Source organism: Bradyrhizobium sp. 2S1 (assembly GCF_011516625.5).
Lineage (GTDB): Bacteria > Pseudomonadota > Alphaproteobacteria > Rhizobiales > Xanthobacteraceae > Bradyrhizobium > Bradyrhizobium septentrionale.
The window spans coordinates 4,489,034-4,503,554 of sequence record NZ_CP147717.1 but is presented as its reverse complement, the minus strand read 5'-3'; the positions used below and the strand labels follow the sequence as shown (position 1 = coordinate 4,503,554).

General features: G+C 65.3%; 13 protein-coding genes. 11 read left to right on the top strand and 2 right to left on the bottom strand.

Annotated features, from left to right (window positions below; genetic code table 11):
- Positions 1 to 65: 65 nt before the first annotated feature.
- The 6 genes from ileS to arfB all read left to right on the top strand — a co-directional run bounded on the left by ileS (position 66) and on the right by arfB (position 8,262).
- Positions 66 to 3,068, top strand: coding sequence for an isoleucine--tRNA ligase (gene ileS, locus HAP54_RS21230; protein WP_166303546.1), 3,003 nt, complete (start codon positions 66 to 68; stop codon positions 3,066 to 3,068).
- Positions 3,069 to 3,234: 166 nt separating this feature from the next.
- Positions 3,235 to 3,732 (top strand): signal peptidase II, encoded by a 498-nt coding sequence (gene lspA / locus HAP54_RS21225; RefSeq protein WP_166308204.1) that lies wholly within the window; start codon positions 3,235 to 3,237, stop codon positions 3,730 to 3,732.
- Between the two features lie 100 nt (positions 3,733 to 3,832).
- Positions 3,833 to 4,564: a hypothetical protein gene (locus HAP54_RS21220; protein WP_166303543.1), complete on the top strand. Its 732-nt coding sequence runs from the start codon at positions 3,833 to 3,835 to the stop codon at positions 4,562 to 4,564.
- 165 nt (positions 4,565 to 4,729) lie between these two features.
- Positions 4,730 to 6,121 (top strand): M16 family metallopeptidase, encoded by a 1,392-nt coding sequence (locus HAP54_RS21215; protein ID WP_175619468.1) that lies wholly within the window; start codon positions 4,730 to 4,732, stop codon positions 6,119 to 6,121.
- Positions 6,118 to 7,482, top strand: a complete 1,365-nt coding sequence (locus HAP54_RS21210) for a M16 family metallopeptidase (protein ID WP_166303537.1) — start codon at positions 6,118 to 6,120, stop codon at positions 7,480 to 7,482. Before HAP54_RS21215 ends, HAP54_RS21210 begins: the two co-directional genes overlap by 4 nt.
- Positions 7,483 to 7,842: 360 nt before the next feature.
- Entirely contained in the window at positions 7,843 to 8,262 is a 420-nt protein-coding gene (arfB, locus tag HAP54_RS21205) for an alternative ribosome rescue aminoacyl-tRNA hydrolase ArfB (protein ID WP_166303534.1), read from the top strand.
- 57 nt (positions 8,263 to 8,319) lie between these two features.
- Here the strand turns inward: arfB and HAP54_RS21200 are convergent, their stop codons facing one another.
- A complete protein-coding gene (locus HAP54_RS21200; RefSeq protein WP_224741845.1) occupies positions 8,320 to 8,787 on the bottom strand; it encodes a hypothetical protein in 468 nt (155 codons plus the stop codon).
- A 225-nt stretch (positions 8,788 to 9,012) separates the two neighbouring features.
- Here HAP54_RS21200 and HAP54_RS21195 point away from each other — a divergent pair, with 225 nt between their 5' ends.
- From HAP54_RS21195 to HAP54_RS21180, 4 genes are read left to right on the top strand one after another with little or no spacing between them, the layout of a single operon-like run.
- Complete coding sequence (locus tag HAP54_RS21195; protein ID WP_029081924.1) at positions 9,013 to 9,333, top strand: c-type cytochrome; 321 nt, start codon at positions 9,013 to 9,015, stop codon at positions 9,331 to 9,333.
- Positions 9,334 to 9,729, top strand: a complete 396-nt coding sequence (locus tag HAP54_RS21190; RefSeq protein WP_166303531.1) for a VOC family protein — start codon at positions 9,334 to 9,336, stop codon at positions 9,727 to 9,729. It begins immediately after the preceding gene.
- A 47-nt stretch (positions 9,730 to 9,776) separates the two neighbouring features.
- Positions 9,777 to 10,325 carry a gluconate 2-dehydrogenase subunit 3 family protein gene (locus HAP54_RS21185; protein WP_166303529.1) on the top strand — a complete coding sequence of 183 codons (549 nt, stop codon included), beginning with the start codon at positions 9,777 to 9,779 and terminating at the stop codon, positions 10,323 to 10,325.
- A 29-nt stretch (positions 10,326 to 10,354) separates the two neighbouring features.
- Entirely contained in the window at positions 10,355 to 11,926 is a 1,572-nt protein-coding gene (locus HAP54_RS21180; protein WP_166303526.1) for a GMC family oxidoreductase, read from the top strand.
- A 189-nt stretch (positions 11,927 to 12,115) separates the two neighbouring features.
- Here the strand turns inward: HAP54_RS21180 and HAP54_RS21175 are convergent, their stop codons facing one another.
- Positions 12,116 to 12,439 (bottom strand): ribbon-helix-helix domain-containing protein, encoded by a 324-nt coding sequence (locus HAP54_RS21175; RefSeq protein WP_166303523.1) that lies wholly within the window; start codon positions 12,437 to 12,439, stop codon positions 12,116 to 12,118.
- Between the two features lie 231 nt (positions 12,440 to 12,670).
- Here HAP54_RS21175 and mutL point away from each other — a divergent pair, with 231 nt between their 5' ends.
- Positions 12,671 to 14,488: a DNA mismatch repair endonuclease MutL gene (gene mutL, locus HAP54_RS21170; protein WP_166303520.1), complete on the top strand. Its 1,818-nt coding sequence runs from the start codon at positions 12,671 to 12,673 to the stop codon at positions 14,486 to 14,488.
- The last annotated feature ends 33 nt before the right edge of the window (positions 14,489 to 14,521 follow it).

Sequence of the window (14,521 nt, the reverse complement as noted above, 5' to 3'; positions counted from 1 at the left end):
ACTTTCGCCGTTTCACCCGCGATTGATCGCGTATCCGCGCCCTCACCTGCCAAATCAGAGCCTTCATGTCCGACAAGCCGCAAAAGACCGACGCCAACGACTATTCCAAGACCCTTTACCTGCCGCAGACGGAATTCCCGATGCGCGCCGGCCTGCCCCAGCGCGAGCCGGAAATCCTGAAATACTGGAACGACATCGGCCTCTACACCAAGCTCCGTCAGGAAGCCGAGGGCCGCGCCAAATTCGTGCTGCATGACGGCCCGCCCTACGCCAACGGCAACATCCATATCGGGCACGCGCTGAACAAGATCCTCAAGGACGTCGTGACCAAGAGCCAACAAATGCTCGGCTTCGACTCCAACTATGTGCCGGGCTGGGATTGCCACGGCCTGCCGATCGAATGGAAGATCGAGGAGGAGAACTACCGCTCCAAGGGCAAGCAGAAGCCCGACTTCCGCGACTCCGCCGCGATGGTCGCTTTCCGCAAGGAATGCCGCGCCTATGCGACGCACTGGATCAACGTGCAGCGCGAGGAGTTCAAGCGGCTCGGCATCATCGGCGACTGGGACCACCCCTATCAGACCATGAGCTATCCGGCGGAAGCTGCGATCGCCCGCGAGCTGATGAAATTCGCCGCCAACGGCACGCTCTATCGCGGCTCGAAACCCGTGATGTGGAGCGTGGTCGAGAAGACCGCGCTTGCCGAAGCCGAGGTCGAATACGAGGACTACACCTCCGACATGGTGTGGGTGAAATTCCCGGTCACCTCGCCGGCGCATGGCGTGCTGGCCAATGCCTCGGTCGTGATCTGGACCACCACGCCGTGGACGCTGCCGGGTAACCGCGCGATCTCGTTCTCGCCGAAGATCGCCTACGGTCTCTACAAGGTCACGGATGCGCCTGCGGACAATTGGGCGAAGACGGGCGATCTCCTGATCCTGGCCGATGCGCTTGCCGCCGAGGTGTTCAAGCAGGCGCGCGTCACGGCCTATGAGAAGGTCCGCGATATCCCCGGCGACACGCTCGACGCCGTGGAATGCGCCCATCCGCTGCGCGGGTTCGGTGGCGGCTACGAGTTCACCGTGCCGCTGCTCGCCGGCGAGCATGTCACCGACGACACCGGCACCGGCTTCGTCCACACCGCGCCGAGCCACGGCCGCGAGGACTTCGACGTCTGGACCGCCAACACCCGCGAGCTCGACGCGCGCGGCATCCCGACTGCGATCCCCTACACGGTCGACGAGAACGGCGCCTACACCGCACAGGCGCCGGGCTTCACCGGAAAGCGCGTGATCAACGACAAGGGCGAAAAGGGCGACGCCAACGAGGCCGTGATCAAGGCGCTGATCGAGGCCGGCAAGCTGCTGGCGCGCGGCCGCCTCAAGCATCAGTATCCGCATTCCTGGCGCTCCAAGAAGCCGGTGATCTTCCGCAACACGCCGCAATGGTTCATCGCGATGGACAAGGACGTCGCGGAGAACGGCCATGCGAAGAAGGGCGACACGCTGCGCGCCCGCGCCCTGCACGCGATCTCGGTCACGCAATGGGTACCGCCGGCCGGCGAGAACCGCATCAACGGCATGATCGCCAACCGTCCGGACTGGGTGATCTCGCGGCAGCGCGCCTGGGGCGTGCCGATCGCCGTGTTCGTGCGCGAGAACAGCGACGGCTCGGCCGAGATCCTGCAGGACGAGGTCGTCAACCAGCGCATCGCCGAGGCGTTCATGGAAGAAGGCGCCGACGCCTGGTACATGGACGGCGCCCGCGAGCGCTTCCTCGGGGCCCGCGCGTCGGAGAACTGGAAGAAGGTCGACGACATCTGCGACGTCTGGTTCGATTCCGGTTCGACGCACGCCTTCGTGCTGGAAGACCGCCAGAACTTCCCGCAGCTCGGCAACATCGTTCGCAAGATCGATGGTGGCGACGACACCGTGATGTATCTGGAAGGCTCGGACCAGCATCGCGGCTGGTTCCACTCCTCGCTGCTGGAAAGCGCCGGCACGCGCGGGCGCGCGCCGTACGACATCGTGCTCACCCACGGCTTCACGCTCGACGAGAACGGCCGCAAGATGTCGAAGTCGCTCGGCAACACGGTCGAGCCGCAGAAGGTGATCAAGGATTCCGGCGCGGATATCCTGCGGCTGTGGGTTTGCGCCACCGACTATGCCGATGACCAGCGCATCGGCCCGGAGATCCTGAAGAACACCATCGAGACCTACCGCAAGCTGCGCAACTCGATCCGCTGGATGCTCGGCACGCTGCATCACTTCAAGCCGAGCGAGAAGGTCGGATTTGCCGAGATGCCCGAGCTCGAGCGGCTGATGCTGCACGAATTGGCCGGGCACGCCGAGACCATCCGCAAGGCCTATGCGGAGTTCGACTACAAGACCGTGGTCGCCAGCCTCGCGGCCTTCATGAACTCCGAGCTGTCGGCGTTCTATTTCGATATCCGCAAGGACACGCTGTATTGCGATCCGCCGTCCTCGGTGGCGCGCAAGGCGGCGCTGACCACGATCGACCTGCTGTGCGACGCGATCCTGAAATGGCTGGCGCCGATCCTGAGCTTCACCACCGACGAAGCCTGGCGGATGTACCGGCCGAACGCGGAGCCATCGGTGCACCTCACGCTGTTCCCCGAAGGTCTCGAGCGGTTCCGCGACGACGCCCTCGCCGCAAAGTGGGAGACGATCCGCAACGTCCGCCGCGTCGTCACCGGCGCACTCGAGCTCGAACGCGCCGCCAAGCGGATCGGCTCCTCGCTCGAGGCATCGCCGGTGATCTACGTCGCCGACCGGCAGATGTTGGCAACCCTGTTCGACATCGACCTCGCCGAAGTCTGCATCACCTCGAACTACGAGGTGCGCGAGGGCGAGGCGCCGGCCAATGCCTTCCGCCTCGATGCCGTGCCCGGCGTTGCCGTCGTGGTCGAGAAGGCGGTCGGCACCAAATGCGCGCGCTCGTGGAAGATCCTGCCCACGGTCGGCGAGGATCGCGAATATCCCGACGTTTCGCCGCGCGACGCGCAAGCGCTGCGCGAATGGAAGGCGCTGGGGGTCAGCATCTCCTGACTGTCCGTGGTCCCGGCCTAGTGCGCAATTGCGCACGGGGGCCGGGACCCATAACCACCGCTGTCTCGAATGGACGAAGGTTGATGACCCCGAGTCATTCAAACAATACCCGGCACGGCGTATGGGTCCCGGCCTTCGCCGGGACGACGCCTTTGGCGGCAAGCCGATGACCCCTGCTGTCCGCACCGGCGTGATCGCGGCAGTCATCACCCTGATCGCCGACCAGGCCTCCAAGCTCTGGCTCCTGTACGTCTTCGGCATTGCCCACCGCGGCGCGGTGCAGGTGACGCCGTTCTTCGACCTGGTACTTGCCTGGAATCCCGGGATCAGTTTCGGCTGGTTTCAGAGCGAGACCCCGGCGGCCCAGATTCTGCTGATGGTGGTCAAGGCGGCCGCCGTGATCGCCCTGGCGATCTGGATGGCGCGGTCGCGGACCTGGCTGGCGACGCTGTCGCTGGGGCTGATCATCGGCGGCGCGATCGGGAACGGCATCGACCGCTTCGCCTACGGCGCCGTGGTCGATTTCGCCCTGTTTCATGTCGAGATCGGGGGAAAAACCTTCAATTGGTACGTATTCAACCTCGCCGATGTGGCGATCGTTGCTGGCGTGGCGGCCCTATTGTATGATTCCGTGATGGGGACCCCCGCCGTAAAAGCGCCCTGATCCCGGCCGATACGAGCCGGTCGGCGGCCGACTTGCACCCAGCGGAACTGAGCGCTAAGCCAGTGATCGCTCGGGCGAATTTTGAGATGGGAATAGCGCGATGCGCAACACCAAAGCCCGCGGTTACCTGATCGAGACCTCCCGGATGCCGCTGATGCGCGGCCTCCGCCTGGCGTTCGTTGCGGCCGGAATCGGCCTCGTCATGACGGCCGGCCCGGTGCGCGCCGGCGACGATGACGACGATGGCGATGACGGCCTGACCTTCGAAGAGCGGATCGTCGACAATCTGATGACCGGGCTCGGCGCCAAGAGCGCGGCCAGCAAGGGCATCGACTACCGCGAGCGCTCGCCGCTGGTGGTGCCGCCGAAGCTCGACCTGCCACCGCCCGCTTCGGCCGCCCAGGTCAATGCGCCGAACTGGCCGAAGGACCCCGATATCGCCAGGCGCAAGGCCGCGATCGCGGCGCGCAAGAAGGAAGTCAAGAAGGAGTCCTGGGAGTCGGCGATGCCGCTGACGCAGGCCGAGATCGAGGCCGGCCGCAAGCAGCAGACGGCCACCGACGGCCGGAAAGAGCCGCTCGAGCCTGGCGTGAGCACGAATCCGGCGCTGTCGCCGAGCCAGCTCGGTTACAATGGTGGCCTGCTCGGCATATTCAAGGGAAACAGCAGCGAGTCCAAGCCGTTCAAGGGTGAGCCGACGCGCGAATCCCTGACCGAGCCGCCGCCCGGCTACCAGACGCCATCATCGGGCTTTGCCTATGGCACTGGACCGATGCAGCCGGTGGCGAAAGAGGGCCAGTACGACGTCATGTCCGGAAAACCGGTGCAGTGATCGATTGGCCCGATCACTTGGCCTCTGCGGGCGAAGGCTGACATGAGCAAAGCTTAATGCGGGGTGACGCGTGTCTCTCCGCTTCGTGACGACGGGCACGGATGCGACCGTGTACGATGGCTTGCTTTCGCGCCCCGGCTGTGTGTCCGGGCTTCAACAAGGATCATGATGCCCTCACGCCGATCGATTGCCCTGTTTGCTGCCGCATTTGTTTCCACGATCCCGCTGTCGGGCGCCAGCCTCCGCGCCCAGACCACCGTCACCTCGGAACGCCCCGCCAGCTTCACGCTCGATAACGGCCTGCAGGTCGTGGTGATCCCCGATCGCCGCACGCCGGTCGTCACGCAGATGATCTGGTACAAGGTGGGCTCCGCCGACGAGACGCCCGGCAAATCGGGGCTGGCGCATTTCCTCGAGCATCTGATGTTCAAGGGCACCGCCAAGCATCCGGAGGGCGAGTTCTCGAAGACCGTGCTGCGGGTCGGCGGCAACGAGAACGCCTTCACCTCGGTTGACTATACCGGCTACTTCCAGCGCGTGCCGCGCGAGCAGCTCGCCTCCATGATGGAGTTCGAGGCCGACCGCATGACCGGCCTGATCCTGAAGGACGAGAATGTGCTGCCCGAGCGCGACGTCGTGCTCGAAGAGTACAACATGCGCGTTGCCAACAACCCGGACGCCCGGCTCACCGAGCAGATCATGGCCGCGCTCTATCTCAACCATCCCTACGGCCGGCCGGTGATCGGCTGGCACCAGGAGATCGAGAAGCTCGACCGCGAGGATGCGCTCGCCTTCTACCGGCGCTTCTACGCGCCGAACAACGCGATCCTGGTCATCGCCGGCGACGTCGACGTCAAGGATATCCGCCCGCTGGTCGAGAAGAATTTCGGCCCGATCCCGGCGCAGAAGGCAATTCCCGAGAAGCGCGTCCGGCCGCAGGAGCCGACGCCGGCCGCACCGCGCACCGTGACGCTGTCCGATCCGCGTGTCGAACAGCCGGGCCTTCGCCGCTATTATTTGGTGCCCTCGGCGACCACAGCCGCATCGGGCGAAAGCCAGGCGCTCGATGTGCTCGCGCAGTTGATGGGCGGCGGCGCCAACTCCTACCTCTATCGCTCGCTGGTGATCGACAAGGGCCTCGCGATCTCGGCCGGCGCCGGCTACCAGGGCACTTCGCTCGATCCGTCGCAATTCTCGATCTCGGTGACGCCCAAGGCGGGCGTCGAGTTCGCCCAGATCGAGGACGCGATCGACAAGGTGATCGCCGACCTCGCGCAGAACCCGGCCCGCGCCGAGGACCTCGAACGGGTCAAGACCCAGCTCATCGCGGAAGCGATCTACGCCCAGGACAATCAGGCGACGCTGGCTCGTTGGTATGGCGGAGCGCTGACCACCGGGCTCAGCATCGACGACATCAGGAGCTGGCCGGATCGCATTCGCGCCGTGACCGCCGAGCAGGTGCGTGCCGCGGCCGCCACCTGGCTCGACAAGAAGCGGTCGGTGACCGGCTATCTGATCAAGGATACTGCGCCGAAACGCGAGGAGAAGCGCTCGTGATCTATTCCCTGACCCGCCGTGCAGCGCTGATCGGTGGCGCCTGCGCCGCGCTGCTTTCGCTGTCATCGGCGCCCTCGCAGGCCGCGGCCAAGATCCAGCGGCTGGTGTCACCCGGCGGCATCGAGGCGTGGTTCGTGCAGGATGCGACCGTGCCGCTGATCGCGATGGAATATTCCTTCAGCGGCGGCGCCAGCCAGGATCCGCCCGGCAAGCCCGGCGTCGGCAATCTGGTCGCCGACCTACTCGACGAGGGCTCCGGCGATCTCGATTCCAAGACCTATCACGAGCGGCTCGAGCGCCGCGCCATCGAGCTCAGCTTCCAGTCGAACCGCGATCAATTCCGCGGCTCGCTGCGCATGCTCAAGGACAACAAGGACGAAGCCTACGACCTGTTGCGGATGGCACTGACCTCGGCGCGGTTCGAGCCGAAGGACGTCGAACGCATCCGCGCTCAGGTGATCTCGAACCTGCGCCGCGAATCGACCAATCCGTCGTCGCTGGCCGGCCGCAAGTTCCTCGAGCTCGCATTCGGCGATCATCCCTATGCCAGGACCGCCACCGGCACGCTCGAGAGCGTACCGACCATCGAGATATCGGACCTGAAGGACTATGTCCGCCGCATCATCGCCAAGGATACGCTGCGCATCGCCGTGGTCGGCGACGTCGACCCTGAGACGCTCGGCAAGCTCCTGGACAAGACCTTCGGCGGCCTGCCCGCGAAGGCCGAATTGGCGCCGATTCCCGACGTCGCGGCGACCAAGCCGCCACAGCGCGCCTTTGTCCCGCTCGACGTGCCGCAGACCGTCGTCACTTTCGGCGGCCCCGGCATCAACAGGCACGACCCGGATTTCATGCCGGCCTATGTGGTGAACCACATTCTCGGCGGCGGCGGGTCGTCGTCGCGGCTCTACAAGGAAGTGCGCGAGAAGCGCGGGCTGGCCTATTCGATCTATGAAGCGCTGGTCTGGATGGATCACTCCGCGCTGTTCATCGGCAACACCGGCACCCGCGCCGATCGCGCCGGCGAGACCGTCGATGCGATCGATGCCGAAGTCCGCCGCATCGCCGAGGAAGGCCCGACGCAGAAGGAACTCGACGAGGCGAAGTCCTATCTGAAGGGCTCGCAGATGCTGGCACTCGACACCTCCTCCAAGCTCGCGCAGGCGATGCTGCAGTACCAGCTCGACAAGCTGCCGATCGATTACATCGAGAAGCGCAACGCCATCGTCGATGCGGTGACGCTCGACGACGCCAAGCGGGTCGCCAAAAAGCTCTGGGGCAACGGCCTGCTCACCGTAATCGTCGGCCGCTCCCCGCAAGCCGCGGCGCAGCCGGTGTCGGCGCCGCCGAAGGCGAACTGACGCGCTTCGGCACGTACCGACTTCTACACACACCTCCGTTGTGGCCACCCCTCTCCCCCAACCCTCCCCCGCAAGGGGGGAGGGAGCCTGACAGGCGTGCTCACCTCACATCGTGTTCTCGCATCACGTCACAGCTGGCGATTTGGCTGGATCGTTAGGGACGCACCGGCGGATGGGCTCCCTCCCCCCTCTTGTCCGCCGAAGCCTCTTGGCGAAGGCGGATGCGGGGGAGGGTTGGGGAGAGGGGTGGCCCCGCACTCCGGTAGCAGACGTAACGCAAATCCTATCAACACCGCCCGAGCACGCCCAGCGCAAACCCGCTATCCTGCGGCCGCCGATTCTTCCCCACCGGGTGATGTCATGCTGCGGGTGTCCCGCGACCTTACGATCGACGAGAACGACATTGAGATCGTGTTTGTCCGCGCCTCCGGACCGGGCGGACAGAATGTCAACAAGGTCTCGACCGCAGCGCAGCTCCGCTTCGACACGCACAAGATCACGCTGCCGCCGGACGCGGCGCAGCGGCTGGCGCGCCTCGCGGGCAGCCGCATGACCAAGGACGGCGTGATCGTGATCCAGGCCTTCCGCTTTCGCACCCAGGAGCGCAATCGCACTGACGCGATCGAGCGGCTGCTTGAGATGCTGAAGGAAGCAATGGTGCGGCCGACACCGCGCCGCCCGACCAAGCCGACATTCGGCTCCAAGCAGCGCCGGCTCGAGGGCAAGAAGCACCGCAGCGACATCAAGGCCGGCCGCGGCACCCGCCGTTTCGACGATTGAGGAGCACCGGACGCAGCGCACGCGCGGCGCTGCATCCGGTATCCGATCATTGCGGGATCAATATTTTTTGGTCCCCGGCGCCATCTCGGAACCGCTGGACTTCGGCGTGGCGTGGCCGCTGCCGACCGTTCCCTTGCTGCCCGCCTTGGCGTTGGCCCCGCTCTTCTGCGTCGGAGCAGTCGGTTGCGCTGCCATCTCCTCATCGCCGCTGCCGGACATGCCGCCGCCTTGCTGCATGGTACCCCTGCCCTGTGCACCGCCGCGAAGCTGGGTATCCGATGCAGCCCCTTGCGCCAGAACGGGGCCGGCCATCGCGGCTGAGACGGCAAGGGCGAGCACGCTGGTTTTCACAAACGTCATCCATTTCTCCTGGACTTTAATTGACGATGGACGGAGCGGCGCAGGACGTGCGCCGTTTGCAGCGCCGACCCTGAACCCCATCGCGCGAGACTGAATTTTCCGCAAACGGCGCACGCGCAATGCAAGCTGCGTCGTGTGGTGATCGTGCAGGGATTTCGCGGTCATTTTGCGGATTTGTCGTTCGCATATGCGGCAACGATCGGTTCCGCGCCAGATCACCGCCCATCTTTGTTCTGCGGTGAAACAGCCCGCTACTACCAATGGCCGATTTCAGCCTCCTACAGTCACCGCACAGAGGCGGTGATGTATATGACAAAGCTGCGGGCCAAGTGGACGTTGGCGCTGGGATTTTGCAGCGCGATGTTTGCAGTGCAAATGGCCGGCGCGCAAATGCCATTGCCTGCCGCCAAGCCGCCCGACGGGGCGACGCTGTTCAAGCAGCAATGCGCGACCTGCCACACCACCAACACATCGGATCCCGTCCGGCAGGGACCGTCGCTCTTCAAGATCGTCGGCCGCCATGCCGGCCAGGCCGACGGCTTCAAATATTCCGCGGGCTTTACCAAGGCGGATTTCGTCTGGGACGACGCCAGGCTCGATGCCTGGCTGGCCAATCCGCAGGAGGTGATCCCTGGCGCCGTGATGGCCTATCGGCAGGCCAAGCCGGAAACCCGCGCCATGATCATCGCCTACCTGAAGGAGCTGAACTGAATGGCGAAACCCGTGCACTCGATGATCCGCGTGTTCGACGAGGCCAGGGCGCTCGACTTCTACAAGCGCGCGTTCGGCCTCGAGATCGCGGACAATCTGCGATTTCCCGATTTCGCGCTGATCTATCTGCGCCATCCCTCCTCGCCGTTCGAGGTCGAGCTCACGGTGAATTTCGATCGCAAGGAGCCCTATGCGCTCGGCGACGGCTACGGCCATCTCGCCGTCGTGGTCGATGACGTCGACACCGAGCACGCACGCTTCGAAAAGGAGAAACTGTCGCCCGGGCCGCTGCGCGACTTCAAGCATGACGGCAAGACGCTGGCGCGCTTCTTCTTTGTCTCCGATCCCGACGGCTACAAGATCGAGGTGATCCAGCGCGGCGGGCGGTTCGGTTAGAGCAATAACAATACAATTGCACAAACAAAAATTGACGGAGGAAACCCATGAGAGAAATCGATCGACGCAGCAAATATGACCGGCGTGTCTTCCTCAAAGGCGCGGCCGCCACCGCACCGGCAGTCGCGATCGCGACCTCCACCGGGCTCGGCATCACCGACGCGTGGGCCGATGAGGCCTCGACGCTGCCGCCGGCCACGCTGAAGACGCTGTTGAAGATGGCGCGCGACATCTATCCGCACGACTTCCTCGGCGACAGCTATTACATCACCGCGGTCAAGCCGTGGGATGCGAAGGCGGCGAAGGATCCGGCGGTCAAATCGCTGATCAATAACGGCGTAGCGCGGCTGGATCAGGCGGCCAACGACCGCCACAAGATGCCCTATGTCCAGGTCGCCTGGGAGAACGATCGCGTCGCGCTGCTGCAGCAGATCGAGGGAAGCGCGTTCTTCCAGCAGATCCGCGGCGACCTCATCGTCTCGCTCTACAACAACAAGGAGGTGTGGCCGAGGTTCGGCTACGAGGGCTCCTCCGCCGAGCATGGCGGCTACATCAAGCGCGGCTTCGCCGATATCGACTGGCTGCCGAAAGCCTGAATCGGACAACGAACGCTCGGGAGGAAACAATGGCAAAATTCGATCTGAATGACAGCGGCGTTGTCGTGATCGTCGGCTCCGGCGCCGGCGGCGGAACGCTCGGCAATGAACTGGCGCAGAAGGGCGTCAAGGTCGTGATCCTGGAGGCCGGTCCGCGTATCGAGAACCAGGACTTCATCAATGACGAGTGGGACAGCTTCACCCAGCTCGCCTGGGCCGACGCGCGCTCCACGTCGGGAAGCTGGCGCGTCGCCAAGGACTTTGCGGGCCTGCCGGCCTGGATCGTGAAGGCGGTCGGCGGCTCGACCACGCACTGGGCCGGCGCATCGCTGCGCTTCGACGAGCATGAGTTCAAGATCAAGTCCGCCTACGGCAACATCCCCGGCGCCAACTTGATCGACTGGCCGATCACGCTCGCCGAAATGGAGCCGTGGTACGCCAAGGCCGAGGACAAGATGGGCGTCACCCGCACCAACGGCATCCCCGGACTTCCCGGCAACAACAACTTCCAGGTGATGGAGGCCGGCGCCAAAAAGCTCGGCTACAAGGAAGTCCACACCGGGCGGATGGCGATCAACAGCGAACCGCGCGACGGCCGCGGCTCCTGCCAGCAGATCGGCTTCTGCTTCCAGAGCTGCAAGTCGGGCGCCAAATGGTCGACGCTCTACACCGAGATTCCGAAGGGCGAAGCCACCGGCAATCTCGAGGTGCGCCCCGGCAGCATGGTGATCAAGATCGAGCACGACCAGTCCGGGAAAGTCACCGGCGTGGTCTATGCCGATACGAGCGGCGCGATACAGCGCCAGAAGGCGCGCGTGGTCGCGGTCGCCGGCAACTCGATCGAGAGCCCGCGGCTGCTGCTCAACAGCGCCTCCAGCATGTTCCCCGACGGGCTCGCCAACTCGTCCGGCCAGGTCGGCCGCAACTACATGCGGCACATGACCGGCAGCGTGTATGCGAGCTTCGAGAAGTCGGTGCACATGTATCGCGGCACCACGATGGCCGGCATCATCCGCGACGAGGCCAAGAACGATCCGAAGCGCGGCTTCGTCGGCGGCTACGAGATGGAGACGCTGTCGCTCGGCCTGCCCTTCATGGCGGCGTTCCTCAATCCCGGCGCCTGGGGCCGCAGCTTCACCAGCGCGATCGAGGGTGGCTATCCGCGGATGGCCGGCATGTGGCTGGTCGGCGAGGACATGCCGCAGGAGACCAACCGCGTCACGCTGGACCCGAAGATCAAGGACAAGTTCGGCATGCCGGTCGCCAGCGTGCATTTCGACGATCATCCGAACGACGTCGCGATGCGCGATCACGCCTACAAGCAGGGCTCCGCGGTCTATGAAGCGGTCGGCGCCACCGTGACCTATCCGACGCCGCCCTATCCCTCGACCCACAACATGGGCACCAACCGGATGAGCGAGAAGCCGCGCGACGGCGTGGTCAACAAGTTCGGCCAGACCCACGACATCAAGAACCTGTTCGTCTCCGACGGCAGCCAGTTCACCTCGGGCGCGGCGTGCAATCCGACGCTGACGATCGTGTCGCTGGCGATCCGGCAGGCCGACCACATCGCCGGCGCAATGCAGCGCAAGGAGATCTAGAGCGTTTTCGAGCGAAGCGGGCACCGGTTCGCGTGAAGAAAACGCGTCAAAACAAGAAGCTAGAGGTTCGGTTCTGATTCAATCAGAACCGAACCTCCAGCAAGAAAATCCAATTCCCCTCTCACTGAAACGGCCTTGCCCAACAGGACAAGGCCGCTTTTCTCTTGCGTGATGGGTTGGCGCGAACGCCTATTCCGCCGCGTCCAGGATCGGCGCCGCCGTGCCGCGATAGTCGGGAACGACCGCCGGCGCATTCGCCTTGGCGCGGTAGATCAGGCAGGAGCAGCGCAGCAGCGACGCGAAATTGTTCACCTCGCCGTGATGGTCGAGCACCTCGTTGTGCAAGGTGGTGAGGAACTTGGCCAGCGTCATGCCTTCCTTGGCCGCGATCTCCTCCAGCGTGTCCCAGAACGACATTTCCAGCCTTATCGAGGTGCAATGGCCGTCGATCCGCAACGATCGGGTGTGCGATTCATAGTCGCGTTGCGGCTGGTGCGCGAAAAGATGGCACATGGCGTTCCTCCGGCAAGAACTTATAATTTATCTAAACGATATACCGGCGCGCGCGGCCCCACAATCGCGACGTAGGGGGTAACGCGCCGGTCGCTGAAGATGAGCGTCTTCAAGGCGATAGGCCGGAATCATCCCCAGCTGGATCGGGCAGGCGCAGCGCTCCCATGCATTTGCCGGCGCGGCCATTTATAGTGGCGACCAGGCTCGAATCGCTCATCCGACATCCAATCCATGCCCGTCCGCCAGCTCCCAGAACAGCTCGTCAACCGCATCGCCGCCGGCGAAGTGGTCGAACGCCCGGCGAGCGTGGTCAAGGAACTGGTCGAGAACGCGATCGACGCCGGCGCGAGCCGGATCGATGTTTTCACCGATGGCGGCGGGCGGCGTCGGATCGGCATCACCGATGACGGCAGCGGCATGACCCGCGCCGACCTCGCGCTTGCGGTCGACCGCCACGCCACCTCCAAGCTCGACGACGAAGATTTGCTGCGCATCCGCACGCTCGGGTTCCGCGGCGAGGCGCTGCCGTCGATCGGCTCGGTTGCAAAACTCGGCATCACCACGCGTCATGCCAGCGAGCCGCACGCCTGGTCGCTGTCGGTCGAAGGCGGCGAGAAGTCGGCGATCATGCCGGCTGCGCTCGGCCAGGGCACCCGCGTCGAGGTCAACGAACTGTTCTACGCAACGCCGGCGCGGCTGAAGTTCCTCAAGACCGACCGCACCGAGGCGGAGGCGATCCGTGAAGTGGTGCGGCGGCTGGCCATGGCGCGCCCCGACATTGCCTTCACGCTGGCCGGCGAAGAGCGCGCACCGGTGACCTGGGCCGCGGCGCTGCCCGGGGCGGCCGGCCGGCTGACGCGGCTCGGCGATATCCTGGGTGCGGATTTCCGCAGCTCCGCCATCGAAGTCCGCTCCGAGCGCGAGAGCGTCGTGGTCGAAGGTTTCGCCGCCGCGCCATCGCTGACCCGCGCCAATGCGCTCGGGCAGTATCTGTTCGTCAACGGCCGCCCGGTGCGCGACAAGCTGATCCTCGGCGCCGTGCGCGCGGCCTATTCCGACTATCTGCCGCGCGACCGCCATCCCGTCGTGGCGCTGTTCGTGACCTGCGACCCGCAAGAGGTCGACGCCAATGTGCATCCGGCCAAGACCGAGGTGCGCTTCCGCAATGCCGGCCTGGTCCGCGCGCTGATCGTGCACGCTTTGAAGGATGGCCTGGCGCGCGAGGGCAGACGCACCGCGGCCAACACCGCCGACGGCGCGACGTTGCAGGCGTTCCGGCCTGCCTTCACGCCGCCGCGCCCGGGCAATTGGGACTGGCGCGGCTCGCCGTCATATCCGGTCAATCCGATGCGCGCGTTCGAGGGCGCGGCGGCGGCCGCGTTCGCCGAGCCCGGACAGGCCGCCTTCGATGTCGGCACGCCGACCGCCGATGTGCGTTTCGAGGCGGCGCCCGCGCCCGATCTGCTCGACCGCCCGCTCGGGGCCGCGCGCACCCAGATCCACGAGACCTACATCGTCTCGCAAACCCGCGATGGCCTGATCGTGGTGGACCAGCACGCGGCGCATGAGCGCATCGTCTATGAGAGACTGAAGGCCTCGCTGGCGAAGAACGGCGTGCAACGGCAGATCCTGCTGATCCCCGAGATCGTCGAGCTCGACGAGGCGACCGTCGAGAAGCTGCTCGACCGCGCCGAGGAGCTGGCGTCGTTCGGGCTCGCGATCGAATCCTTCGGTCCCGGCGCGGTCGCGGTGCGCGAGACGCCCTCGCTGCTCGGCAAGGCCAATGCGGCGGGCCTGTTGCGCGACCTCGCCGAACACATGGCGGAATGGGACGAGGCGCTGCCGCTGGAGCGCCGCCTGATGCATGTCGCCGCCACCATGGCCTGCCACGGCTCGGTCCGCGCCGGCCGCCGTCTCAAGCCGGAAGAGATGAACGCGCTGCTCCGCGAGATGGAAGACACGCCGAACTCCGGCCAGTGCAACCACGGCCGTCCGACCTATGTCGAGTTGAAGCTGAGCGATATCGAGAAGCTGTTCGGGCGCAGGTAGGACTGCACACTCCGCTGTCATCGCCCGGCTTGC